The sequence below is a fragment of the Desulfosporosinus sp. HMP52 genome (assembly GCF_000765145.1).
In the GTDB taxonomy this organism is placed as follows: domain Bacteria; phylum Bacillota; class Desulfitobacteriia; order Desulfitobacteriales; family Desulfitobacteriaceae; genus Desulfosporosinus.
In genome coordinates this window covers 48,786-71,956 of record NZ_JMGA01000017.1, presented here as the reverse complement: position 1 = coordinate 71,956, position 23,171 = coordinate 48,786, and the positions used below count along the sequence as shown (strand labels likewise).

The 23,171-nt window shown below is 42.3% G+C and carries 17 protein-coding genes; all 17 read left to right on the top strand.

Annotated features, from left to right (window positions below):
- The first annotated feature begins 9 nt into the window (after positions 1–9).
- The 17 genes from DP73_RS06565 to DP73_RS06485 all read left to right on the top strand — a co-directional run bounded on the left by DP73_RS06565 (position 10) and on the right by DP73_RS06485 (position 23,167).
- Positions 10–876 (top strand): 3-hydroxyacyl-CoA dehydrogenase family protein, encoded by an 867-nt coding sequence (locus DP73_RS06565; RefSeq protein ID WP_034598381.1) that lies wholly within the window; start codon positions 10–12, stop codon positions 874–876.
- Positions 877–977: 101 nt separating this feature from the next.
- On the top strand, positions 978–2,126 hold the full coding sequence (locus DP73_RS06560; RefSeq protein ID WP_034598379.1) for an acyl-CoA dehydrogenase family protein: 1,149 nt from the start codon (positions 978–980) through the stop codon (positions 2,124–2,126).
- A 16-nt stretch (positions 2,127–2,142) separates the two neighbouring features.
- Entirely contained in the window at positions 2,143–3,336 is a 1,194-nt protein-coding gene (locus DP73_RS06555; protein WP_034598377.1) for a thiolase family protein, read from the top strand.
- A gap of 392 nt (positions 3,337–3,728) precedes the next feature.
- Positions 3,729–5,135: a sigma-54-dependent Fis family transcriptional regulator gene (locus tag DP73_RS06550; protein WP_034598375.1), complete on the top strand. Its 1,407-nt coding sequence runs from the start codon at positions 3,729–3,731 to the stop codon at positions 5,133–5,135.
- 219 nt (positions 5,136–5,354) lie between these two features.
- On the top strand, positions 5,355–6,134 hold the full coding sequence (locus DP73_RS06545; protein ID WP_034598374.1) for an enoyl-CoA hydratase-related protein: 780 nt from the start codon (positions 5,355–5,357) through the stop codon (positions 6,132–6,134).
- A gap of 23 nt (positions 6,135–6,157) precedes the next feature.
- A complete protein-coding gene (locus DP73_RS06540; protein WP_052090431.1) occupies positions 6,158–7,585 on the top strand; it encodes a 4-hydroxyphenylacetate 3-hydroxylase family protein in 1,428 nt (475 codons plus the stop codon).
- Between the two features lie 36 nt (positions 7,586–7,621).
- On the top strand, positions 7,622–8,488 hold the full coding sequence (locus DP73_RS06535) for a 3-hydroxyacyl-CoA dehydrogenase family protein (protein ID WP_034598372.1): 867 nt from the start codon (positions 7,622–7,624) through the stop codon (positions 8,486–8,488).
- Positions 8,481–9,146, top strand: coding sequence for a TetR/AcrR family transcriptional regulator (locus DP73_RS06530; RefSeq protein ID WP_242865714.1), 666 nt, complete (start codon positions 8,481–8,483; stop codon positions 9,144–9,146). The genes DP73_RS06535 and DP73_RS06530 overlap by 8 nt, the downstream gene beginning before the upstream one ends.
- Positions 9,133–11,520: a 3-hydroxyacyl-CoA dehydrogenase/enoyl-CoA hydratase family protein gene (locus DP73_RS06525; protein WP_034598371.1), complete on the top strand. Its 2,388-nt coding sequence runs from the start codon at positions 9,133–9,135 to the stop codon at positions 11,518–11,520. Before DP73_RS06530 ends, DP73_RS06525 begins: the two co-directional genes overlap by 14 nt.
- 11 nt (positions 11,521–11,531) lie before the next feature.
- Positions 11,532–12,689: an acetyl-CoA C-acyltransferase gene (locus DP73_RS06520; RefSeq protein ID WP_034598367.1), complete on the top strand. Its 1,158-nt coding sequence runs from the start codon at positions 11,532–11,534 to the stop codon at positions 12,687–12,689.
- 839 nt (positions 12,690–13,528) lie between these two features.
- Positions 13,529–14,872, top strand: a complete 1,344-nt coding sequence (locus tag DP73_RS06515) for an acetyl-CoA hydrolase/transferase C-terminal domain-containing protein (RefSeq protein ID WP_034598365.1) — start codon at positions 13,529–13,531, stop codon at positions 14,870–14,872.
- A 27-nt stretch (positions 14,873–14,899) separates the two neighbouring features.
- Positions 14,900–15,982 (top strand): alcohol dehydrogenase catalytic domain-containing protein, encoded by a 1,083-nt coding sequence (locus DP73_RS06510; protein ID WP_034598364.1) that lies wholly within the window; start codon positions 14,900–14,902, stop codon positions 15,980–15,982.
- A 447-nt stretch (positions 15,983–16,429) separates the two neighbouring features.
- Positions 16,430–18,082 (top strand): long-chain fatty acid--CoA ligase, encoded by a 1,653-nt coding sequence (locus tag DP73_RS06505; RefSeq protein ID WP_034598363.1) that lies wholly within the window; start codon positions 16,430–16,432, stop codon positions 18,080–18,082.
- A 432-nt stretch (positions 18,083–18,514) separates the two neighbouring features.
- A complete protein-coding gene (locus DP73_RS06500) occupies positions 18,515–19,987 on the top strand; it encodes a 4-hydroxyphenylacetate 3-hydroxylase N-terminal domain-containing protein (protein ID WP_034598361.1) in 1,473 nt (490 codons plus the stop codon).
- A gap of 73 nt (positions 19,988–20,060) precedes the next feature.
- Positions 20,061–21,254 carry a thiolase family protein gene (locus tag DP73_RS06495; protein ID WP_034598360.1) on the top strand — a complete coding sequence of 398 codons (1,194 nt, stop codon included), beginning with the start codon at positions 20,061–20,063 and terminating at the stop codon, positions 21,252–21,254.
- Between the two features lie 426 nt (positions 21,255–21,680).
- Positions 21,681–22,334 carry a PHP domain-containing protein gene (locus tag DP73_RS21990; RefSeq protein ID WP_081962976.1) on the top strand — a complete coding sequence of 218 codons (654 nt, stop codon included), beginning with the start codon at positions 21,681–21,683 and terminating at the stop codon, positions 22,332–22,334.
- Positions 22,334–23,167 carry a 4Fe-4S binding protein gene (locus DP73_RS06485; RefSeq protein ID WP_034598359.1) on the top strand — a complete coding sequence of 278 codons (834 nt, stop codon included), beginning with the start codon at positions 22,334–22,336 and terminating at the stop codon, positions 23,165–23,167. The genes DP73_RS21990 and DP73_RS06485 overlap by 1 nt, the downstream gene beginning before the upstream one ends.
- Positions 23,168–23,171: the final 4 nt, after the last annotated feature.

Sequence of the window (23,171 nt, the reverse complement as noted above, 5' to 3'; positions counted from 1 at the left end):
GGGAAGAAAATGAACTTTGAAGATATCAAGACGATTTGCGTAGTAGGTGCTGGCAATATGGGTCACCAAATTGCTGTATGTTGTGCATTGGCGGGATATCAAGTGACATGTACTGATATAAGCCAGGATATGTTGAATAAAGCAGAAGCTTTTGCAAAGTCCTATTTGCCCGAACGTGTTTCTAAGGGAAAATTGACACAAGATCAAGTGGATAAAGCCTTAGCCAATCTTCGTTTCACGCCTAGCTTAGAGGAAGCTGCGGGAGTGGCTGACTATGTTATTGAGGCTGCTGTAGAGAAGATTGCGATCAAGCGAAAGCTGTTTGCAGATTTAGACAGGATTGCTCCTTCCCATGCTATTTTAGCAACAAATAGTTCCTACATCGTAAGTTCGCAAGTTGCAGACGCTACAAAGCGGCCAGATAAGATTTGTAACATGCACTTCTTTAATCCAGCCTTGGTTATGAAATTAGTTGAGGTTGTTCAGGGTCCTCATACTTCTCTGGAAACCGCCCAATTAACGATGGATTTATGTGCCAAGCTGGGTAAGATTGCCGTTCTTCTCAAAAAAGAGATTTATGGTTTCTTGGTTAATAGGATTTTATCAGCACTTGCTCAAGAGGCCTTGTATCTTGTAGACATGGGAATTGCCACTCCCCAAGAGATTGATATAGCAGTAACTAATGCTTTAGGACATCCTATGGGACCATTCCGTTTAATGGATTTAACAGGTATCGATCTTTCCTACTATTCTGCCATGGAACGTTATCAAGCAAGTGGTAACCCGAAGGATAAACCCTCACCGTTGGTTGTAGAGAAATTTAGTAAGGGTGAGTGGGGCAAGAAAACTAAAAAAGGCTACTACACCTATGATTGATTTTTAAAAAGTTATAAATAATTGGCATTACATTTGCATTACAGGCAACAAAGGCTTCTTAGAGAGTGCTAATGGTTTGACCTTGTGGGAGGAGGAATGCTATGAATATCACTGACGAAGAGCTGAATATTATTAAGCAAACAGTTCGGAATTTTATCAAGAAGGAGGTAGAGCCTTTAGGTGAGCAGATGGAGGAAGAGGATCATGTTCCACGCAGTTTGTTAGATAAAGCAGCTGAGATTGGTTTGTTCGGCTTGAGCACGCCTGAAAAGTATGGTGGCTTAGGGGCTGGAATGGTCGGAAAAGTCATGGTTTACGAAGAGTTAGGTAAAGGCCCTAATTGCTTCTGTTCCATTATAGGCTGTCATAATGGGATTGGCAGTGTCGGTATTGTGGAGTGTGGCAATGAAGAACAAAAAGAGCGTTATTTGCCTAAAATGGCAAGCGGTGAACTGATCGGTGCATTTGCACTAACGGAAGCATCTGCCGGCTCAGACCCTGGCAGTTTAAAGACGACGGCAGTGCTTAAAGGTGATCGTTATATTCTCAACGGTACTAAGCAGTTCATCACCAACAGTGACGTTGCGGGTGTTTTTACGGTAATGGCAGTAACTGACAAGAGCAAAGGGAGTAAAGGGATTACATCTTTTATCGTAGAGCGGAACTTTAAAGGTTTTAATGTGGGGAAATTCGAGAAAAAAATGGGCTTGCATGGTTCTCAAACGGCAGAGCTAATTTTTGAGGATTGTGAAGTGCCGGTTGAAAATGTATTAGGTGAATTGGGGCAAGGTTATGTTAATGCCTTGAAGATTCTAGCAAACGGGCGAGCAGGACTGGCAGCCAGGAACTTGGGTTCCTGCGAAAAGTTATTGGAATTGAGTATGCAATACGCATTACAACGTGTGCAATTCGGTAAGCCAATTTTCGAGAACCAAATTATCCAGCATTATTTGGCTAACATGGCTATAGAAATAGAGGCCCTGAGAAGTTTGACTTATGACGTTGCACGAAGAATAGATCAAGGTGAAAAGATCATAAAAGAGGCTGCTATTGTAAAAGCCTTTGGTTCGGAAGTCTTCGGTCGGGTAGCTGATTTAGCTGTACAAGTTCATGGTGGTATGGGGTATATGCGGGAATGTCAAGTGGAAAGATTCTATCGTGATGCAAGGATTGCCCGCATTTATGAAGGTACCTCGGAAATTCAACGCAATATTATTGCAGCCCAGCTGAAAAAGGAATATGCGTTATAGTTGAGGAGGTTACGAGATGCAGGAGGCAGTCATAGTAGCGGGGGTGCGTACAGCGATCGGAAGAGTAGGTGGTACTCTTAAGAATGTAGATGTTGACTTTCTTGCAGCCCATGTGATCAGGGAAGTACTCAAGCGCAGCGGAATTCCAGATCCAGCGGTCGATGAGGTTATTTTTGGACATACCAAACAAAGTGGGGACAATCCCAATCTTGCTCGTTTAGCACTTTTAAGGGCAGAGATGCCGGAAGAAATTCCTGCTTACACCGTACACCGTCAGTGTGGCTCAGCTCTGACAGCTTTAAATAATGCTGTGCAGTCTATCTGGGCAGGCACCTCTGAAACGGTTATGGCTGGTGGAGCGGAAAGCATGAGTACAGCTCCTTACTATCTAAGGAACGCTCGGTACGGATATCGTATGGGAAATGCGGAAATTATCGATTCTAATACAGAGAGTCAGCCGCGCTGTCAGCCACAGGAACTTTACGGATATTTGACAATGGGATTAACAGCCGAGAATTTAGCTGAGAAATATGAGATCAGCCGCCAGGAGCAGGATGAATTTGCCCTCTCAAGTCAAGAACGAGCCTTAAACGCTATTGAGAAGGGATTGTTTAAAGAAGAGATAGTTCCCTATGAAATCAAAGATAAAAGGAATACCGTGATCTTTGATAAGGATGAACATCCAAGGGAAACCAGCATGACTCAGTTGAGTAAATTAAAGCCAGTGTTTAAAGAGAATGGATCAGTAACCGCAGGGAATTCAAGTGGTCGAAATGATGGGGCAGCGGTATTGATGGTGACCACCCCAGACAAGGCCATAGAATTTGGATTAAAACCCTTGGCCAGAGTTGTTGGGATAGGGGCCAAGGGAGTTCCTCCCCAAATTATGGGTATCGGGCCAGTGCCAGCAACTCAAGCGGCTCTTAAGATGGCCGGGTTGTCCTTGAATCAGATCGACCTAATAGAATTAAATGAAGCTTTTGCCGCTCAGTCATTGGCAGTGATCAAAGAGCTTGGGCTGGATCCCAACAAAACAAATGTTAATGGAGGAGCCATTGCTCTTGGGCATCCTTTAGGCGCAACGGGTGGAATTATTATGATAAAATTACTCAATCAATTAAGGCGTACAGGCAAGAGATATGGCCTAGCAACTATGTGTATAGGAGGAGGTCAGGGTATCTCTACAATCGTTGAAAACCTTTCAGTTTAAACCTTAACTAAATCTGAATCAGACATCTTCAGCAGATACTTATAAGTGGGTATCTATTATTCAACTGAGTTTTTACTTGCACCTTAGCTTATTAGACCACAGAATAATTTGTGTTAAGTGTAAAGCTTAGGGAGTGTGCTTATCAAAGAAAGCACACTCTTTTTTTGATGCAGGATTACACTGTGGATATTTGATAGTACAAATTAAAATCCCCTAAGATTATTTGTGCATACTAGATTAAAAAGTAAATTCATGCTTAAAAGGGCTTTGGTTAAATAAATATAATTGCAAAAGATGATTGAAAATTTACAAACATCAAAAAATGAGCTTTTCTATCCTAAGAAAGTCTTATATAATGTTTACTTAGGATACAATGTAAATGGGGGATGGAAATGAGTGTAAGGGCCCATGCCATAACAAGCAGCATAATTCCGCACTGGGATCGGGAACTCTTATTTGAAATCCTGAATAATATTCATGATGTAGTGCTGGTAATAGATTCTGAAACAACCATTGTCTATGCGAACGAGGCCTATGCCAGGATTTTAGGAGTCCCTGTTGCTAAGGTGCTAGGTAGAAGGCTGGACACGATTGAAACGACTTCGGCGAAAATAATCAAAGTTTTACACACTGGACAACCTAGTACGGGGCAGGATTATGTTAAGTCTTTGAACATCCATGTCATTGGGAATTCTTTTCCTCTATTCAATGACAAGGAAGTAATTGGAGCGGTATCAATTTTTAAAAATATTACCGAAGTCGTTGAATTAAATAGTGAGTTGCAAAGGACGAAAGGGGTAGCAGATTATTTAAAGGAGCAACTAGAACAATGGGAGCATTTGCCCCTTTCTTTTAAGGAATATGTGGGACAAAACAGTCGTCTAAAGGAAACCTTAGTGTTAGCTGCAAAGGTAGCACGTACGGACAGTACAGTCCTAATCCTTGGTGAAAGTGGGGTTGGCAAAGAAGTACTGGCTAGGGCGGTGCATAATAGTAGTCGGCGGAAAGATAAACCACTAATTAAAGTGAACTGTGCAGCCATACCCGAGGAATTAATAGAGAGTGAACTATTTGGCTATGAAGATGGTGCTTTCACGGGAGCGAAAAAAGGCGGAAAACTAGGGAAATTTGAGTTAGCTCATTGCGGTACTATTTTTCTTGATGAGATTGGCGATATGAGTATAACCATGCAAGCTAAACTATTACGTGTGTTACAAGAAAAAGAGTTTGAACGCGTAGGGGGTACTAAAACTATCAAAGTCAACATTCGAGTGATCGCCGCAACTAATCGAGATTTACTGAGTATGATCGAAAAGGGTACTTTTCGGCGGGACTTATATTATCGTCTGAATATTGTTCCCCTTAAGCTAACACCTTTACGTGAACGAAAAGATGACCTCATAGCATTATCAAATACTTTTCTTGATCAATTTTCCCGAGAACTAGGTCACCAGTTGACCCTATCACCTCAAGTAATAAGGTTTTTTCAAGAGTATGATTGGCCTGGGAATATACGGGAATTACAGAATGTCCTTGAACATGCCAGCATTGTCGCAAGTGGAATGTCGATTGAACTTCACCACTTGCCCGCCCACTTAATTCCGGCATCTGATGAGCGAGCAAATAGTAGGGAAAAGCCCTTTGATGTAAAGGAAGTCGTAAGCAGAGTGGAAAAAGAACTGATTGTTTCTGCATTAGCCGCTTATAATAATAATCGTAGTAAAGCTATGACGGCCTTAGGAATTTCCAGGCGTGCATTTTATGATAAATTGCGAAGATATGGGATTGATGAAGATTAAAAGATTGTGTACTTTATATACTCAATGCTCTTAAGAAAAAGTTGTGTTGTTTCAATTATATACAGGAAAAACCCCCCTTAAGGCCTGTTTTAGGCCTTAAGGGGGGTTTTTCGTCAATGGCATAGTTATTGCTAATATAAATAATGGAATAATCCTGAAGATTTAAAAAAGGGAGTGTATTCAGTTAATAACTGACTCTCAAACAAGGAGGTAGAACAAGTGGCTTACGAAACAATCATAGTGGAAGTCGAAGAAGGAATCGCAACGATAACTTTAAACCGCCCGGCAGTCTTAAACGCTTTGAATGACAAAGTGTTTAATGAGTTAGGAGAAGCGGCCTTGAGTTTAAGTGCTGATAATTCTGTTCGCGTTGTTATCATCACTGGTGGAGATAAAGTATTTGCAGCAGGTGCGGACATTAGTCAAATGGCTAATTCTACAGCTGTCGACGTGGCAACTAGGGAGAAGGTCTCCCACAGGGCTTTTCAACTTCTTGAAAATCTTCCCAAACCAGTCATAGCTGCTATTTCCGGTTATGCTCTTGGCGGTGGATGTGAACTTACGTTAGTAGCGGATGTGCGCATTGCTGCGGACAATGCTCAGTTTGGTTTGCCTGAAATAAAACTGGGTATCTTGCCGGGAGCAGGTGGAACTCAACGGTTGCCGCGCTTAATCGGTGCCGGGCGAGCTAAAGAATTAATTTTCAGCGGGGATTTTATTAAAGCAGACGAGGCCTTGAGGGTAGGTCTTGTGAATAAAGTGGTTCCGGCGGATCAGTTAGCTGCTGAAACAAGAAAATTGGCAAAACGGTTTGCCTCCCGTGGGGCAGTAGCATTACGTTTAGCTAAGGCATCAGTCAATGAGGGGCTACGAATGGATTTGGAAGCCGGGCTTGAATATGAGCATAAATGTTTTAGCCTGCTCTTTGCAACGGAAGATCAAAAAGAAGGTATGAAAGCGTTCTTAGAAAAACGACCGGCACAATTTCAAGGAAAGTAAAACATAACTAAGGAGGAATTAATTTGAGAACAGCGGAAGAATATGTTGCTAAATTGAAGACAATGCGCCCAAACATTTATTTGAACGGTGAAGTTGTCTCAAGAGATGACCCGCGCCTAAGATATGGGGTCAATACAATTTCGGAAACCTTTAACTGGGCTATGGATCCTGCCAATGAGGAATTGCTTACAGCAAAGTCCCATCTCACCGGGGAGAAAATTAACCGTTACTGCCACATTCATCAATCTTCAGAGGATTTACTTAAAAAGCAGGAGATGACCCGATTTTATTGTCAGAGAGTCGGAGGGTGTATCCAACGCTGCATGGGTATTGACGCCCTTAACGCTTTATCAGTAGTTACCAAGAATATTGATCTGGAGATGGGGACTCAATATAATGAGCGGTTTCTGGCTTATTTGAAAAAGTACCAAGAAGAAGACTTGGTAGCAAACTGTGCTCAAACCGATGTTAAAGGTGATCGTTCCCTTCGTCCCCATCAACAATCAGATCCAGACCTTTACCTTCGAGTTGTGAAGAAAACAGATGAAGGAATTATCGTTCGTGGTTGTAAGGCTCATAACACGATTGCTCCTTATGCTGATGAGATCATTGTCGTACCAACACGGATGATGACTGAAAAAGATGCTGACTGGGCAGTGGCATTTGCTATTCAAGCTGATGCACCGGGAGTCTCCCAGGTTGTCCGAGTTTCAAATCCCAGACCTCGAGAAGAATTGCTGGCACCGTTTAATAATTATGGATCAGCAGATTCCTTGACGGTGTTTGATGATGTCTTTGTGCCTTGGGAAAGAGTCTTTATGTGTGGAGAGTATAAATTTGCCGGACAACTCGCTTCCTTATTTGCAACCTATCATCGCCATAGTTATACCGGATGTAAGCCTGCTACTACGGATGTGCTTATGGGAGCGACGGCATTAGTTGCAGAGTACAATGGTGTGGAAAAATCCAGCCAGGTAAGGGAAGAGTTGGCGGATTTAGTAACAATGGCTGAGTTGGTATTTGCCGCAGGAATAGCAGCATCTGTTAAATCCACTAAAGCCCCTTCAGGAACCCAAATTCCAGATATCGTTTATACAAATGTTGGTCGCTATCATGCCGGAATTAATGTCTACCGCGAACATGAAATTCTTGCTGAAATTGCCGGAGGATTACCTGCTACTCTTCCTTCGGAAAAGGAATTTTCGAATCCCGAAATCTCTCAATTAATGGATAAGTATATCATGCGTAAGGATGGAATTTCTGCAGAAGCTCAACAACGTTGTTTCCGGATGATTAGTGATTTGTTGTGTTCCTCACATGCAGGTGTGGTTCAAGTTGCTGGTGTGCATGGAGGCGGCTCACCTATCATGGAACGGATTGCAATTACTGGCCAATATGACATGAAGGCCAAGAAAAATCTAGCCAAATATCTTGCTGGGATCAAAGAGTAGGACTACTTAATATGAGCGTTGGAGGCGTTTCTAACTTTGAAAGTTGAAGACATTAAAAAAATTTGTGTCATTGGGGCAGGCAGTATGGGGCATCAGATTGCTTATAGCGCTGCCTTGGCCGGTTACGAGGTCAGCTGTACTGACATTAGTTTAGAGATGCTGAATAAAGCTCAAGACTTTGCGCGTACCTATTTTCCCCAACAAATTTTAAAGGGAAAATTGACTCAAGAGCAAGTCGATCAAGCCTTGAAAAATACTGCTTTTACCACAGACCTTGAGGAAGCTGCAAAAGATGCTGATTTCATCATCGAATCTGCGGTGGAGAAAATTAGCGTTAAGAGGAAGCTTTTTAATGAGTTGGATAGAATTGCACCCCCCCATGCAATTTTAACAACAAACAGTTCATTTATCGTCAGTTCCAAGATTGCTGATGCAACGAAACGGCCAGATAAAGTATGCAATATGCATTTCTTTAATCCTGCTCTAATGATGAAAATAGTGGAAGTAGTGCAGGGGCCGCATACTTCCACAGAAACTGCGCAAGTAACCATGGATTTGTGCAACAAAATGGGGAAGAATGGAATTTGGCTCAGAAAGGAAATTTATGGCTTTGTAGTAAATCGATTCTTATCAGCAATTTATCGAGAGGCGTTGTATCTTGTCGATATGGGAGTAGCACTCCCGGAAGAAATCGATCTAGCCTTAACCAATGCTCTGGGGCATCCTATTGGACCTTTTCGATTAATGGATTTCACAGGTAATGATCTTACCTACATTATCGATATGGAACGATATCAAGAAACCGGCAATCCTAAGGACAAGCCATCTCCTTTGATCGTTGAAAAATTTGCCAAGGGAGAATGGGGCAGGAAATCAAAGAAGGGTTTTTATTCCTATGAATGAAAAAATGCAAGCAGTACAATACGTAAGTAAATTTGAGCGAATTTTAAATGCAGCTACAGAAGCTTTTGCAGAATCCGGTTATCATCAAACCCCTGTATCAAAAGTTGCTCATCTCGCGGGAGTTGCTGACGGAACGATCTATCTATATTTCAAGAATAAAGAAGAACTACTTGTTAGGCTTCTTCAAGAACGACTAGGGGATTTTATTGCCTGTATGCGACGAGAACTCTCTAACTGTAAGACGACAGAGGCAAGCTTGCGGACTATTGTCAAGACACATTTTTCTTATATGGAGCAAAACAGATCTTTGGCTATCGTAGTTAGATTGGAGCTTAGAAAGCCCAACCAACATGTGCGCTCTGCTATGAGTGGTCCCTTGTTAGAGTACTTTAGCCTTATCGAGGAGGTGGTTCAGCAAGGGATAGAGCGCAAAGAAATACCAAGAATTAATTTGCGGACGGCCCGTCAACTGATTTTTGGATCGTTAGATGAGGCCACAACAGATTGGGTGATGGCTCGTAACCCGCAGGCACTGATGACTTGCGTCGAGCCGATGTTGACGTTGTTTAAAGGGGCACTTCGTTTACGAAAACCTAAAGGAAGAAAACAAATTGTCACCCTACAGAAACGAGAGGAGGATGGAAATGCAGATTCATAAAGTAGCGGTACTGGGATCAGGCGTAATGGGAAGTACCATTGCAGCACACTTAGCTAACGCTGGTATTCCAAGCATATTGTTGGATATTGTTCCTTCCAAATTATCTGCTAAAGATGAAGCGGCAGGCTTGACACTAGAGGATCGTAAAGTTAGAAATAGTATCGCCGAACAAAATAATGCAGCAATGAAAAAGATGAATCCAGCCCCATTTTTAGTCCCGGAGTTTGCGGACAGGATCGAGGTTGGTAATTTAAGTGATGATTTAGGACGTTTAAAAGAAGTGGATTGGGTTATAGAGGTTGTTGTAGAACGACTAGACATAAAAATCGACCTATTTAAAAGAGTTGCTGAGCACGTTCGTCCTGGAACGATTGTAACATCCAATACATCAGGTATCTCTCTTAAGGCGATGACTGAAGGATTACCAGAAAACTTTACAAGATATTTCCTTGGAACCCACTTCTTCAATCCACCTCGTTATATGAAGCTTTTAGAGATTATTCCAGGACCTAATACTGACCCAGAAGTGCTTTCCTTTATGGTAGAGTATGGCGAGAGAGTTTTGGGCAAAGGTGTAGTTATGTGTAAGGACACCCCAAATTTTATCGCTAATCGTATTGGTTCCTTTGGTTCACCGGTAATGATTAAAGAAATGTTGCGTATGGGCCTAACGGTTGACGAAGTAGACGCCTTAACTGGACCTGTCATGGGACGTCCTAAGAGCGCTTTGTTCCGTACAATTGACATGGTTGGTTTGGACACATTTATTCATACAGCTAATAACGTTGCACTAGGCGTACCTGATGAGAAAGAAGACTTCGTATTACCTGAGTTTATTCACAAGATGTTGGCTAATGGCTGGCTGGGTGATAAAACCAAACAAGGCTTCTACAAAAAGTCTAAAGGACCAAAAGGTAAAGTAGTTGAGGTGCTTGATCCACATACTATGACCTATGTGCCGCAAAAGAAAGTACAATTTGATTCCCTGGATAAAGCAAAAGCTGCTAAAGGGTTACCCAATAAATTACGCACCTTAGTTAGTGGCAATGACGCCGGCTCAGAGTTTGCTTGGAACATATTGAAACCTTCGCTTATTTATGCTGCAAAACTTGCTAAAGAGATCGCAGAAGACATCACTTGTATTGATGAAGCAATGCGTTGGGGTTATAACTGGGAAATGGGTCCTTTTGAATTATGGGATGCACTAGGTGTCAAAGCCACTGCTGATCGAATTGTTTCAGAAGGTGGCACTTTACCAGCTATTGTGGAAGAGTTGCTTGCAAAAGGATTGGATAGTTTCTATCAAGAAACTGAAACAGGGGAAAAAGCTTTCTTTGATGCAGGAGAGTATCACAAAAAAACCATTAGCCCATACTCCTTCTCCTTGAAGCAAGCTCATAAAGCTGGTAAGAAGATTCTTGGTAATGCTGGAGCTAGCTTAGTAGACCTCGGTGATGGGGTTGCCTGCCTGGAATTCCACTCACCCAATAACGCAATTAACGAAGACGTTGTCAACATGATCAATGAATCCTTGGCAGAAGTAGAAAAGAATTATCAGGGGATGGTTATCAGCAACCAAGGAAAGAACTTCTGCGTTGGTGCAAACCTTGTACTTTTAGGACAAGAGGCTGAAAAAGGAAACTGGGCGGTTCTCGATCAAGGAGTTCGCGACTTGCAGAATGCTACTATGGCCTTAAAATATTCTAAAAAACCGGTGGTAGCTGCTCCCTTTGGTATGACACTAGGTGGTGGTGCTGAAATTTGTTTGCATACCACGGCCATTCAAGCCTCTTCAGAGCTGTACATGGGTCTTGTCGAAGTTGGAGTCGGCTTAATCCCTGCAGGCGGAGGAACTAAGGAAATGGCGGTTCGAGCAATGGAAGGAATCCTTCCCGGGGTTCAAGTAGCTCCTGACTTCTTGTTTGCTAAGCGCTTCGAAATGATTGCTACTGCAGCAGTATCCACGAGTGCTGAAAAAGCTCGACAACTCGGCTTCTTACGAGCTAGCGATCGCTATAGCATGAATCCTGAGCATATCATTTTGGATGCAAAAGCCCGAGTAATTGACCTAGCTAGAAATTTCCGGCCATACCTGCCAACAAAGTATAAAACAGCTGGTTCGGGGGTTCGCGCTACATTAGAAATGGCCATGTATGGAATGCGTCAAGGAAACTTCATATCTGATTATGATCAATATCTATCAAATAAATTGGCGTATGCCATAACTGGTGGAAATCTCCCTGTAGGAACACTTGTTGAAGAACAATATCTTTTAGATCTTGAACGCGAAGTCTTTATGAGCTTGCTTGGCGAACCTAAGACCCAGGATCGTATTCGTCACATGCTTACTAAAGGCAAACCATTACGGAATTAGGGGGGACAAGAATGCAACAAGCCTATATAATTCAGGCCAAACGGACGGCTATTGGAAAGTCCGGCAAAGGTTCCTTGGCACAAGTCAGACCCGATGATTTAGGTGCTTATGTTATTCAGGACATCCTTAAAAATGTGCCTGCTCTTGATGCTCAAGATATTGAAGACTGTGTAATCGGTTGTTCCTTCCCTGAAGGGGAACAAGGAATGAACGTAGCTAAAATCATGGCTTTGCGCGCAGGGCTACCAATTGATGTCTGCGGTGTAACTGTCAATCGTTTCTGCTCATCGGGACTGCAGGCTATTTCTATGGCGGCGGATCGAATTCGTTTGGGTGAAGCAGATGTTATGATCGGTGGCGGAATTGAAAGCATGTCCATGGTTCCGATGGGTGGAGCAAAACCAGCACCCAATCCATATGTGATTATAAACACACCGGAAGCCTATATTTCAATGGGTATAACAGCTGAGAATGTAGCCGCAAAATATGAGATAACCAGGGAACAGCAAGATGAATTTGCTGCGTCAAGCCATAAAAAAGCTTGGGTCGCTCAAACTAGTGGACGCTTTAATGATGAGATCGTATCGGTTCCTCTGCCAACCTGGGGAGGACCTGGAGAAAAATGGTTCAATAAAGATGAAGGAATCCGTCCTGAGACTACTGTTGAGTCATTGAGTAAATTGAGACCGGTCTTTAAGGCAGGCGGTTCGGTAACGGCTGGAAACTCGTCCCAGACTAGTGATGGAGCTGCTATGACTCTTATGATGTCAGAACGAAAAACATTGTCCTTAGGTATTAAACCTATCGCAATTTGGCGCGGATTCGCTGTAGCTGGCGTAGAGCCGGAGCTTATGGGAATTGGACCGATTAAAGCAATACCTAAAGTTCTGAAGCAAGTCGGTTTAACGCTAGATCAAATTGACTTATTTGAATTAAACGAAGCTTTTGCCTCACAGTCGCTGGCGATCTTAAAGACGCTGGAGATTGACCCGGCAAAAGTGAATGTTAATGGTGGAGCAATTGCCTTTGGGCATCCCCTCGGTTGTACCGGTGCTAAACTCACAGCAACCTTATTATCTGAAATGAGGAAAAGGAAGCTGAAATATGGTATGGTAACCATGTGTATCGGTGGAGGTATGGGAGCCGCAGGAGTTTACGAGTTACTTTAGGGTCTTGTGAAAGTGGGTCTTGTGAAAGTAAGGGTCAAATTGCCCCGTTCACACACGTTACGTTCACTGGCTCGTTGGATGCAGAAGGAATTGCGCCAACCACTGGGTCGCTCGAGGGAGTGAACCTGGGCGCAATTGGCCTTCAGCATCGGCACTCGCTTTAGCGTGAACTTCACTAAAGTGTTCACTTGGCAATTGTCCCCTTAGTTTCTGGCGACTGGGCTGGGAACGTAGGGAGTAAAAGTAAGGGTCAAATTGCCCCGTTCACACACGTTACGTTCGCTGGCTCGTTAGATGCAGAAGGAATTGCGCCAACCTCTGGGGCACTCGAGGGAGTGAACCTGGGCGCAATTGGCCTTCAGCATCGGCACTCGCTGTATCGCGAACTCCACTAAAGTGTTCACTTGGCAATTGTCCCCTTAGTTTCTGGCGACTGGGCTGGGAACGAGGGAGTGAAAGTAAGGGTTCAAAATTGGGTCTTGTGAAAGTAAGGGTCAAATTGCCCCGTTCACACACGTTACGTTCACTGGCTCGTTGGATGCAGAAGGAATTGCGCCAACCTCTGGGTCGCTCGAGGGAGTGAACCTGGGCGCAATTGGCCTTCAGCATCGGCACTCGCTGTATCGCGAACTCCACTAAAGTGTTCACTTGGCAATTGGTCCCTTAGTTTCCGGCGACGGGGTCTGGGAACGGTTGGAACGTTGGGGTGTTAATATAGAAATAGACTGGCTCATTAAGTTTTTGTCGATGGGGCGGGGACAGAGGGTCGGTGCCTGTTGTTAGTTAATTGTAGGGTATACCACGGGAGTAGGCTCAAAAGATGGAGGAGGAAGATAGCAATGTCTAAATGGTTAAAGGAATACCAAAGTAAGCTTGTTTCCCCTGAGAAAGCCGTTAGTGTAGTAAAAAGTGGTGATTGGATTGGTTCTTCGTATGCTGCAAATGTTTTACCGGTTTTGGACAAGGCCCTGGCAGCACGTACTCCTGAACTTTTTGACATTAAACTTATCGGCGGAGTATCTTCAAGGATCTACGATTGGTTTAAAGCTGACCCACATGGTGAGCACTTTACCTGGAACTGTTCTCATTTCTCTGCTGCAGACCGTTATATGGCTCAAACAGGGAGTGTCTTTTATATGCCCCTCAAATATTCAGAAATTTTGCGCTACATTCGTGAGAATTTGACCGTAGACATTTTGATGCTTCAAGTAGCTCCTATGGATAAGCATGGTAACTTTAATCTCGGACCGACTATTTCCCATTACAGAGCTTCAATGGATGTTGCTAAAATCATTATTGTTGAGGTCAATGAAGATATGCCTATTGGACATGGGGGATATGGGCATTTTATTCATATTTCTGAAGTTGATTATATTGTTGAAGCAGGTCACTGCGGTATGCCTCAGGTCGCTTCAGAAGATCCATGCGAAGTGGATGCGAAAATTGCAGATTATGTTATCAAAGAAATCAAAGATGGAGACTGTTTGCAACTGGGAATTGGAGCTATGCCTAGTGCCTTAGGTCAGTTAATAGCAAAATCTGATTTAAAAAACCTCGGTGCTCATACGGAAATGTTGTGCGATGCTTTCGTGGATATGGTCGATGCTGGTGTACTCAACGGGAGGAAAAAGCAGCTTGATCCAGGACGGATCGTCTATACCTTTGCCTTAGGAACTCAAAAACTCTATGACTTTATTGATAATAACCCTGCTGTTGCAGGTTATACAGCAGATTATACTAATGACCGCAAGATTGCGAGTTTAAATGACAATGTTGTATCAATTAATAATTCCCTAGAGATTGATCTTACTGGTCAAGTTTGTTCAGAATCCGTTGGTCCTCGCATGATTAGTGGATCTGGTGGACAATTAGACTTTGTTGAAACTGCTTACCATTCTAAAGGCGGACGTAGTTTCATCTGTATGGCTTCAACCTTTACAGATAAGCAAGGACAAGTTCATTCTCGCATTAAGCCTTTGTTAGCACATGGAGCTGTTGTTACTGATACTCGTCCAGCTGTCCATTATGTGGTTACTGAACATGGGATAGTTAACCTGAAGGGCTTATTCACCTGGCAGCGGGCAGAGGCATTGATCAGTGTAGCTCACCCTGATTTCCGTGAAGATCTTATAAAAGAAGCAGACAAACTAAAATTATGGCGTAATAGCAATAAACGAGGATAAATAATATGCCATAGGAGGACTGGGCTGATGGAACAAAAGACTATGAAAGCACTAGTATATGAAGGGCCCGATAAATATAGCCTCAAAGATGTTCCAATGCCCGTGATTTCTGATCCACATGATGTAATCGGCAGAGTAACTTTGGGAGCAATCTGCACTAGTGATATTCATACAGTCAAAGGCGAACTTCAAAATGTTCACTATCCTAAGACTATGGGGCACGAGTGTTGTTTGGAAGTTGTTGAGGTTGGATCGAAAATAACCCATGTTAAGCCTGGAGATTTGTGCATTGTTAATCCCGGCGTAGCCTGTGGAAAGTGTTTAGCATGTAAGCTGGGGATTATTGTGGCGTGCAAAAATGGCGGAGTATTTGGCAGTCGTGGACCACTTGAAGGCTGTCATGCTGAGTATATCAAGATTCCTTATGCCCATCATAAGAACGGTCTGATTAAGATCCCGGAGGGCTTGACTGAGGAAGATGTTATTCTACTACCCGATATGCTGGCAACTGCGTGGTATGGACTGAAAAATGCTGATTTTAAAGAGGGCCAAACTCTTGCAGTGATTGGTGTTGGGCCAGTTGGACTAAGTGCCTGTGTATTAGCCAAAAAGGTATTTGGTGCAAAACAGGTAATAGCAGTAGATATACTGCAAAACAGAGTGGATATGGCCTTAAACCAAGGTATCGCTGATTTAGGCTTTAATCCAAACACGGATGAAGTTGTAAAGAAAATTCAGGAAGCAACAGGTGGGTTAGGGGTTGATGTTGTTCTTGAAACTCCGGGACTTGAAGAAACCATGGCAATGTCTGTTGCGGCAACAAGGCCGAGCGGAATAGTATCTACGATTGCAGTATTTAGTGAACCCTTAGTACCTATGCCCTTATTAGATATGATTCTCAGAAATATTCAATTGAAAATGGGGATTCAGAAGAGCGAAGGTTTAGAGGAAATGTTGGAGTGGATTAAAGAAGGGAAAATTGACACCAAATTCATGCTAACTCATCGTGCCCCGTTAAATGATCTGGAAAAGGGATATGAAATATTTGGAGATCATGAAGATGGCTGTGTCAAATGGTTGATTACTCCCTATGAGCGTCCCAACATATAATTGTATATATAATATACAGATAATTCGAAATTCCGTGCCTGCCCTTAAAATGCTCATGTACTTGCCCAGAACGTTATAAGAACTCCTAATAATCATACTAGCATAAGCATGTAAAAACTGTAGTTTATGTCAATAAAAGAATAAAAAGGGAACTAAAAACCATGCGTTGATTATGTTATCTAATCAATGCATGGTTTTGTATATTTTACATACAAATCGGAGCGAATTAATCACATGAAGTGTATAGTATACATACATATGTAATACATAATTATGGTAAAGAGTAGCACAAATCGGCATTTTTAAAACTCTTTATATGATGGCATAAATATTGCTATATCCATAGAATAAGTTATCAGAATATTATGAAGAGAGGAGATATTCTAAAAGTTTGAAATAGTGCGTGTTTACGAGAGGGATCATTGAAAATTGAGGAGGTTCGTCAGAATGCAAGTTAAAGAGATGCCATGGTTACAAAGCTATCCTACCTATGTCAACCCAAACTTAGACTATCCAGCAAAAACTCTTGGGCAAATGTTTGATGAAACTGTTGAGAAAATGCCTGATACTCTAGCCATAATCTTTGAAGGAAGAGAGATTACCTATAAAGAATTTGGCGATCAAGTTAATCGATTTGCAACAGCTTTGGCGGACATGGGCATTGTAAAAGGTGAGCGAGTTGGGCTGATGGGACCGAATTGTCCCCAATGGGAAACTGCTTTCTTCGCTTTACTCAAATTGGGGGCCATCGTGGTACAAACGAATCCTATGTATGTGGAGCGTGAGATAGCGTATCAAATGAATGACGCCGGCGCAACGTCTATCATTGTCTTTGAACCGTTGTATCCTAGAGTAAAGAATATTATCCAAAACACCTCCTTGAAGAATGTTATTGGCTTTAACTTTCTTGCTCCAGTTAAATCAACCCCGGATTTGCAATCCTTTGATGAGTTAATTGCCAAGTATGAACCAAATCCTCCCCAAGTATTGATTGATCATGAAGAAGACATAGCTGTTCTACAGTACACAGGTGGAACAACAGGAGTATCCAAAGGGGTTATGCTTACTCATAAAAATCTAGTCTGCAATACAATTCAAAGTATATCATGGTCTCTTGATTTAAAGTATGGAGAAGAACGTATTTTAACAATTCTTCCTGTGTTTCACGTCTATGGAATGACAAACTGTGTAAACTACGCCGTGGCCACGGCTGCTACTCAAATTCTTTTGCCCCGCTTTGAATTGAATCATTTTATGGAAACAATTAATAAATATAGACCCACCCTTTTTCCAGGTGCACCAACTGTCTATATGGCTATTAATAGTCACCCTCGTATCTCAGAATATAAAGAAAGCTTAGCGGCAATTAAAGTGTGTAATAGCGGTTCTGCTCCACTGCCTTTGGAAGTTGCTCAAAAGTTTGCAAAACTGACGGATGGAGAGGGGAATTTAGTTGAAGGATATGGACTTTCTGAGGCTTCCCCTGTAACCCATAGTAATCCTCTTGATCGACCAAACAGAGCCGGTTCGATAGGTATACCATTCCCAGACACGGATTCTAAAATTGTAGATTTAGAGACAGGGGAAAAAGAACTCCCTGCAGGGGAAATAGGGGAATTATGCATCCGAGGGCCACAAGTTATGAAAGGATATTGGGGAAAACCGGAGGCGACTGCTGAAACATTGCGGGACGGTTGGCTTCATACAGGGGATATCGCGAAAAAAGATGAGGATGGATATTTTTATATTATTGATCGTAAAAAAGATATGATTATCGCCGGGGGCTATAACGTTTATCCGCGTGACATTGAAGAGGTTCTTTACGAACATCCAAAGGTCAAGGAAGTAGTGGTAGCAGGTGTTCCAGATAAATATCGTGGAGAGACTCCCAAAGCTTATATAGTCTTAAAACCTGATGTAGAAGCGACAGCAGAGGAGTTTGTAGATTTCTGTAGATCAAGGATGGCTGCCTATAAAGTTCCACGCTTAGTGGAGTTCAGAAGTGAATTGCCAAGAACTATTGTTGGGAAGGTGCTTCGTCGCCAATTAGTAGAAGAAGAAAAGGCCAAAATGCAGGCCGCAGCTGCAAGTCAAGACTAATATTTGACGTTAGTAAAGGAGTTTCCCTAAGGCAGGAATTATTTATCTATGAAGTAGACTTGGTCAGGATATTTTAAGATTACCTCCATAGATATTACAATAGAGTAGAAAGAACTCTTTGTGTACTTTATATACTGAATTTTCGGTTAATGGCTTGTGCTTGTATGAAATATATACAGTGTTGCAATCTTTAAAGAACTAAGAACAATAGAGTTCTTGAAGATTGCAATTTTTTTTGATTTAGATGGACTCTTTCTAGTTGGCGTTATAGGTTAACTAAGTGCTAGATCATAGAAATTAATCAAGTTTTGGCACAGTAATTGCAATTATTAATCTACTGCAACCACACAGGGGCCTACTCTGGCGTGACTACCATTCCCTGGAGTTCGACCGGAGAAGGCTTTAAACAATATTAACAAAGAGGTGACAAGGATGACTTTAAAAACGCCACAAGAATATATTGATGACATCCGTAATATGAAAATTGATCTATACATGTTTGGAGAGAAGATAGAAAATTACGTTGATCATCCCATGGTTCGGCCCTCATTGAACGCCATGGCCATGACCTATAAGTTGGCTATGGAACCTGAATACGAAGATGTTATGACTGCAATCTCTAATCTTACAGGTCAAAAGGTCAATCGTTTCACACACCTTCATCAAAGTACTGATGATTTGGTGAAGAAAGTAAAAATGCAACGTCTTTTAGGTCAAAAGACCGGCTGTTGTTTCCAACGTTGTGTCGGGATGGATGCTTTTAATGCTGTCTTTAACACCACGTTTGAGATTGACGCCAAACATGGAACAAAGTACCATCAAAGATTTAATGACTTTTTAAAATATGTGCAAGAAAATGACCTTGCTGTAGATGGATGTATGACAGATTCCCGGGGAGATCGATCAAAAGGTCCCGGCGAACAAACTGATCCAGACGCCTACGTTCATGTTGTAGGACGGAATGAAGAAGGTATTATTGTCAGAGGCTGTAAAATGCATCAGACGGGATTGATTAACTCTCATGAAATTCTAGTAATGCCTAATAACTCACTAAAAGATAATGAGAAAGAGTGGGCCGTCAGCTTTGCAGTGCCTCTCGAAGCCCCAGGAATTATTTACGTCTATGGACGACAATCCTGTGACACTCGTAAACTAGAAGGCGGCAGCATTGATGTTGGTAACCAATATTTCGGTGGTCAAGAAGTTATGGCGATTTTCAATGATGTCTTTGTACCTTGGAATAGGGTCTTTATGGATGGGGAAACGGATTTTTCGACTATGCTGGTTGAGCGATTCGCTTCATATCACCGCCAGAGTTATGGGGGGTGTAAAGTTGGAGTAGGAGATGCCTTAATTGGAGCTACTCAAGCAATGGCTGAGTACAATGGTGTTTCTAAAGCATCCCATATTAAGGACAAGATTGTGGAGATGTGCCATCTTAACGAGTCCTTGTATTCTTGCGGAATTGCTTGCTCGGCAGAGGGTCATAAAACAGCCTCAGGCAATTATCTTGTTGACATTTTGTTAGCTAATATTTGCAAACAGAATGTTACACGTTTTCCCTATGAAATTGCCCGCTTAGCTCAAGATGTTGCCGGTGGAGCATTTGTTACAATGCCCTCCGAAAAAGATTTTGATCATTCCGAAGTAGGAGCTTTAATTAAGAAATACTTTATAGGCAAGGCAGATGTTTCAGCGGAAAACCGTCACCGTATGCTGAGATTAGTAGAGAACTTAACTATGGGTACAGCAGCTGTAGGCTATTTAACTGAATCAATGCACGGAGCGGGTTCTCCTCAGGCCCAACGTATTATGATCAGTCGAATGGTTAACTTAGCCCAGCGCAAGAACCTGGCAGAGAGACTTGCGGGGGTTCAGAAAAATACCGATGTTGATTGGCAATAAAGTTGTTAAGATACAAGACAACTAAGTTGAAAAAAAGTTTTTGGCAGAGTATATGTTGAAAGGAGCTTAAATTGTGAAAGAAGTTGTTATTGTCAGCGCTGCCAGGACTGCGGTTGGTGATTTCCAAGGTTCTTTGGAAAGCTTAAAGGCGCACGATCTAGGTGTAATAGCGCTTAAAGGAGCCATTGAGAAGGCCGGCATTTCCCCTAACCTTGTTGAAGAGGTTATGGTGGGCCAATGTAATCAGGCAGGTTCTCCAGGAAACTCCGCTCGTTGGGTAACGCTTAAATCCGGATGTCCTGTTGAAACTATATCTACCACCATTCATCAACAGTGCCCATCATCTATGCGTGCAGCGGATATTTTATCCCAAGAAATAATGTTAGGCAGGGTAGATGTTGCTGCAGCCGTAGGTCAAGAAAGCATGACTAACGCCCCTTATTTGCTTATGCAAGCACGTAAAGGATATCGACTAAATGATGCTGAAAAAATCCAGGATAGTTTAATGATTGGCGGATTGGTCTGTGCTTTTGAGGGCTACCATATGGGTATTACGGCTGAGAATATTGCGGAAATGTACAAGATTACCCGTGAAGAGCAAGACGAGTATTCTTTGCTCAGTCATCGAAGAGCATGTAATGCTATTGAACAAGGTTTATTTAAGGATGAAATTGTACCTGTTGAGATTAAGACAAGAAAAGGGCTTAAGATTTTCGATACTGATGAGCATGCCAATCCCAATGCAACAATGGAGATAGCTGCTAAGGCTAAACCTGTATTTAAAAAGGACGGTACGGTTACAGCCTTTAACGCTTCAGGCTTAAATGACGGTGCTGCAGCAATAATTATGATGTCCTATGAAAAGGCCAAGGAATTAGGATTAAAACCATTGGCTCGTGTGGTGGCATCTGCTTCTGGGGCTGTGGAGCCTAGAATTATGGGCATGGGTGTAGTCCCCGCTGTAGAGAGAGCGCTGAGATTTGCAGGGCTCAAGAAAAATGATATCGATTATTGGGAAATCAATGAAGCATTTGCAGCTCAATTCCTAGGTTGTCAGAAGGAACTTGATATCCCGCTAGAACGGGTTAATGCAGTTGGATCAGGTATATCTTTAGGACATGCGGTAGGAATGACAGGTGTGCGGATTATAATGGCAGCAATCAATGAGTTGAAACGTCGGGGTGGACGTTATGCTTGTGCAACAATGTGTGCGAGCGGAGGCCCTGGATGTGCATTTATAGTTGAACGAATGCCTGAATATAATTAAATGTTAACTAATGTTTAGAACTCTATTTGGTTATAAATATGACTCTTAAGAAAACAGAAACGGTTTGCCTATGAGGAAACTGTTTCTGTTTTGCGTTTTAAAGAAGACCTTTTTCATAAGGTGGAGGGTTTGCACTTCAAATGATAGTACAAAAAAGGAAACATTAAGTTAATGTGATTGTACGTAATTAAAACATATTTTGTTTAAGGTGTGGCTGATAAGACCTTAACAGTTTAACAACTATTCTGATATATCGTAATATTCTACTAGAAAAAATTAAGAAGCAAGGATTAGGGGCTTTGAGAAGTGAGATTCCGAGAATATGTTTAATGTAAACAACTGAGAACTTTGATGTTGGCACAAAACTTGCTTATTGAGATATAAAGCCTTTGTGGATTAATAAGGGAAGATGTGAAGGAATCTAGCATGGAGTTTGATTTGCATACACATACCAATCAGGGTTCGGCCTGCAGTCGTATGAACATTTGGGACTTGATTGAAGCAGCGTGTAAAAAAGGTCTAGATGGCATTTGCATTACAGATCATGATTACTGTTGGGATCAAACAGAGCTTGCCAAACTTAGTAATGAAAGTGGTATACAAATTTATGGCGGAGTTGAACTTAGTACCTCAGTGGGAGAAATACTGGTATATGGAGTGCACCAATCGTTGTTAAATCTTCGAGATGACTTACCAAAATTAGCACAATTCGTGCATAACTCGAAGGGAATAATGGTCGCTGCTCATCCCTTTAGGAAGGATTTTTCTTATTCCACATTTTCAAGGGAAGAGCGTGGCTTGGAGCCAATCGAAGTGGAGGTGATGTGCCGGAGGCCAATATTTGACTTTGTAGATGCTTTAGAGGTCTACAATGGTCGAAGCAATTGGCAGGAAATCCGTGCCGCGAGAAATGCTGTGAGCATTTTAGGTAAGATTGGAACCGGAGGAAGCGACGCACACAATATACTCAGTGTTGGATCTTGTATAACAGTGTTTGAAGATTCAATTCGTAATGAGGCCCAATTGGTAGCTCAGTTGCGAAAAGGACGTATTCGAGCAAAGAAAAAGGAGGTTACGTAATGTGTTGGGTATGTGATAAATATGGTAATGGGGAAAAGTGGTATCTCAATCCGGAAAATTATGCGCGGCGCCTGTATAAGGTACGCAAAGAAGGTAAAGAAGCTGCTGGTGCAGATGCCGACCCACAGGCAGCGGGAATGGGTGCGGGTGTGGTGGCAGAGTTAGTCAAAGCTCGTATAAGTGGGGATTTGGAGTGGGAAAACGAAATCAAAAGTGATGCCTTAGAACATGCCTATCAGACTCACTTCGGACAAGTGGTTACACTTGATGAATATCTTCAAATTCTAGATATTGCCTATCCTTTAGCGAAAATGACCTGCGGATGTCGTCGAGTGCAAAGGGGTATGCCTGATGATGAGAACTTCACCTGTATGGGTATTGGACCTGGTATGTATAAATGGGAACGTTGGCCTGAGACTTATCATGGCGGGGTAGAGTTTGTCACACCGGAAGAAGCTAAAGAATGGGCTATGATGAACCACAAAGAAGGTCGAGTGCAAACAGTTGATGTGTTTGGGACTCCATATATCGGGGGGCTTTGTCAATGTGAGTATCCTGGATGTGTTGCAGTAAGAAATAGAATTGACTATGATTTTAAGTTTCTTTTAAAAGGACATACAGTTGCTAAAGTCGATCGAGAAAAATGTATTGGCTGTAAAAGCTGCCTAGGTCGTTGTCAGTTTAAAGCACTAAATCTTGAAGTCTATACGAGCAAAGCGTATATAGATTTAGATCAATGCTTTGGCTGTGGACTTTGTGTGACGGCATGTCCAAGTGAAGCTATTGAGTTAGTAGACAGACAAAGTTTGCCTGGAATAGCTGAAAACTGGTAAGGGG

Coding starts and splice junctions, on each gene's coding strand:
- DP73_RS06565 (WP_034598381.1), top strand. CDS start 10: ATGAACTTTGAAGATATCAAGACGATTTGCGTAGTAGGTGCTGGCAAT.
- DP73_RS06560 (WP_034598379.1), top strand. CDS start 978: ATGAATATCACTGACGAAGAGCTGAATATTATTAAGCAAACAGTTCGG.
- DP73_RS06555 (WP_034598377.1), top strand. CDS start 2,143: ATGCAGGAGGCAGTCATAGTAGCGGGGGTGCGTACAGCGATCGGAAGA.
- DP73_RS06550 (WP_034598375.1), top strand. CDS start 3,729: ATGAGTGTAAGGGCCCATGCCATAACAAGCAGCATAATTCCGCACTGG.
- DP73_RS06530 (WP_242865714.1), top strand. CDS start 8,481: ATGAATGAAAAAATGCAAGCAGTACAATACGTAAGTAAATTTGAGCGA.
- DP73_RS06525 (WP_034598371.1), top strand. CDS start 9,133: ATGCAGATTCATAAAGTAGCGGTACTGGGATCAGGCGTAATGGGAAGT.
- DP73_RS06520 (WP_034598367.1), top strand. CDS start 11,532: ATGCAACAAGCCTATATAATTCAGGCCAAACGGACGGCTATTGGAAAG.
- DP73_RS06515 (WP_034598365.1), top strand. CDS start 13,529: ATGTCTAAATGGTTAAAGGAATACCAAAGTAAGCTTGTTTCCCCTGAG.
- DP73_RS06510 (WP_034598364.1), top strand. CDS start 14,900: ATGGAACAAAAGACTATGAAAGCACTAGTATATGAAGGGCCCGATAAA.
- DP73_RS06505 (WP_034598363.1), top strand. CDS start 16,430: ATGCAAGTTAAAGAGATGCCATGGTTACAAAGCTATCCTACCTATGTC.
- DP73_RS06500 (WP_034598361.1), top strand. CDS start 18,515: ATGACTTTAAAAACGCCACAAGAATATATTGATGACATCCGTAATATG.
- DP73_RS21990 (WP_081962976.1), top strand. CDS start 21,681: ATGGAGTTTGATTTGCATACACATACCAATCAGGGTTCGGCCTGCAGT.
- DP73_RS06485 (WP_034598359.1), top strand. CDS start 22,334: ATGTGTTGGGTATGTGATAAATATGGTAATGGGGAAAAGTGGTATCTC.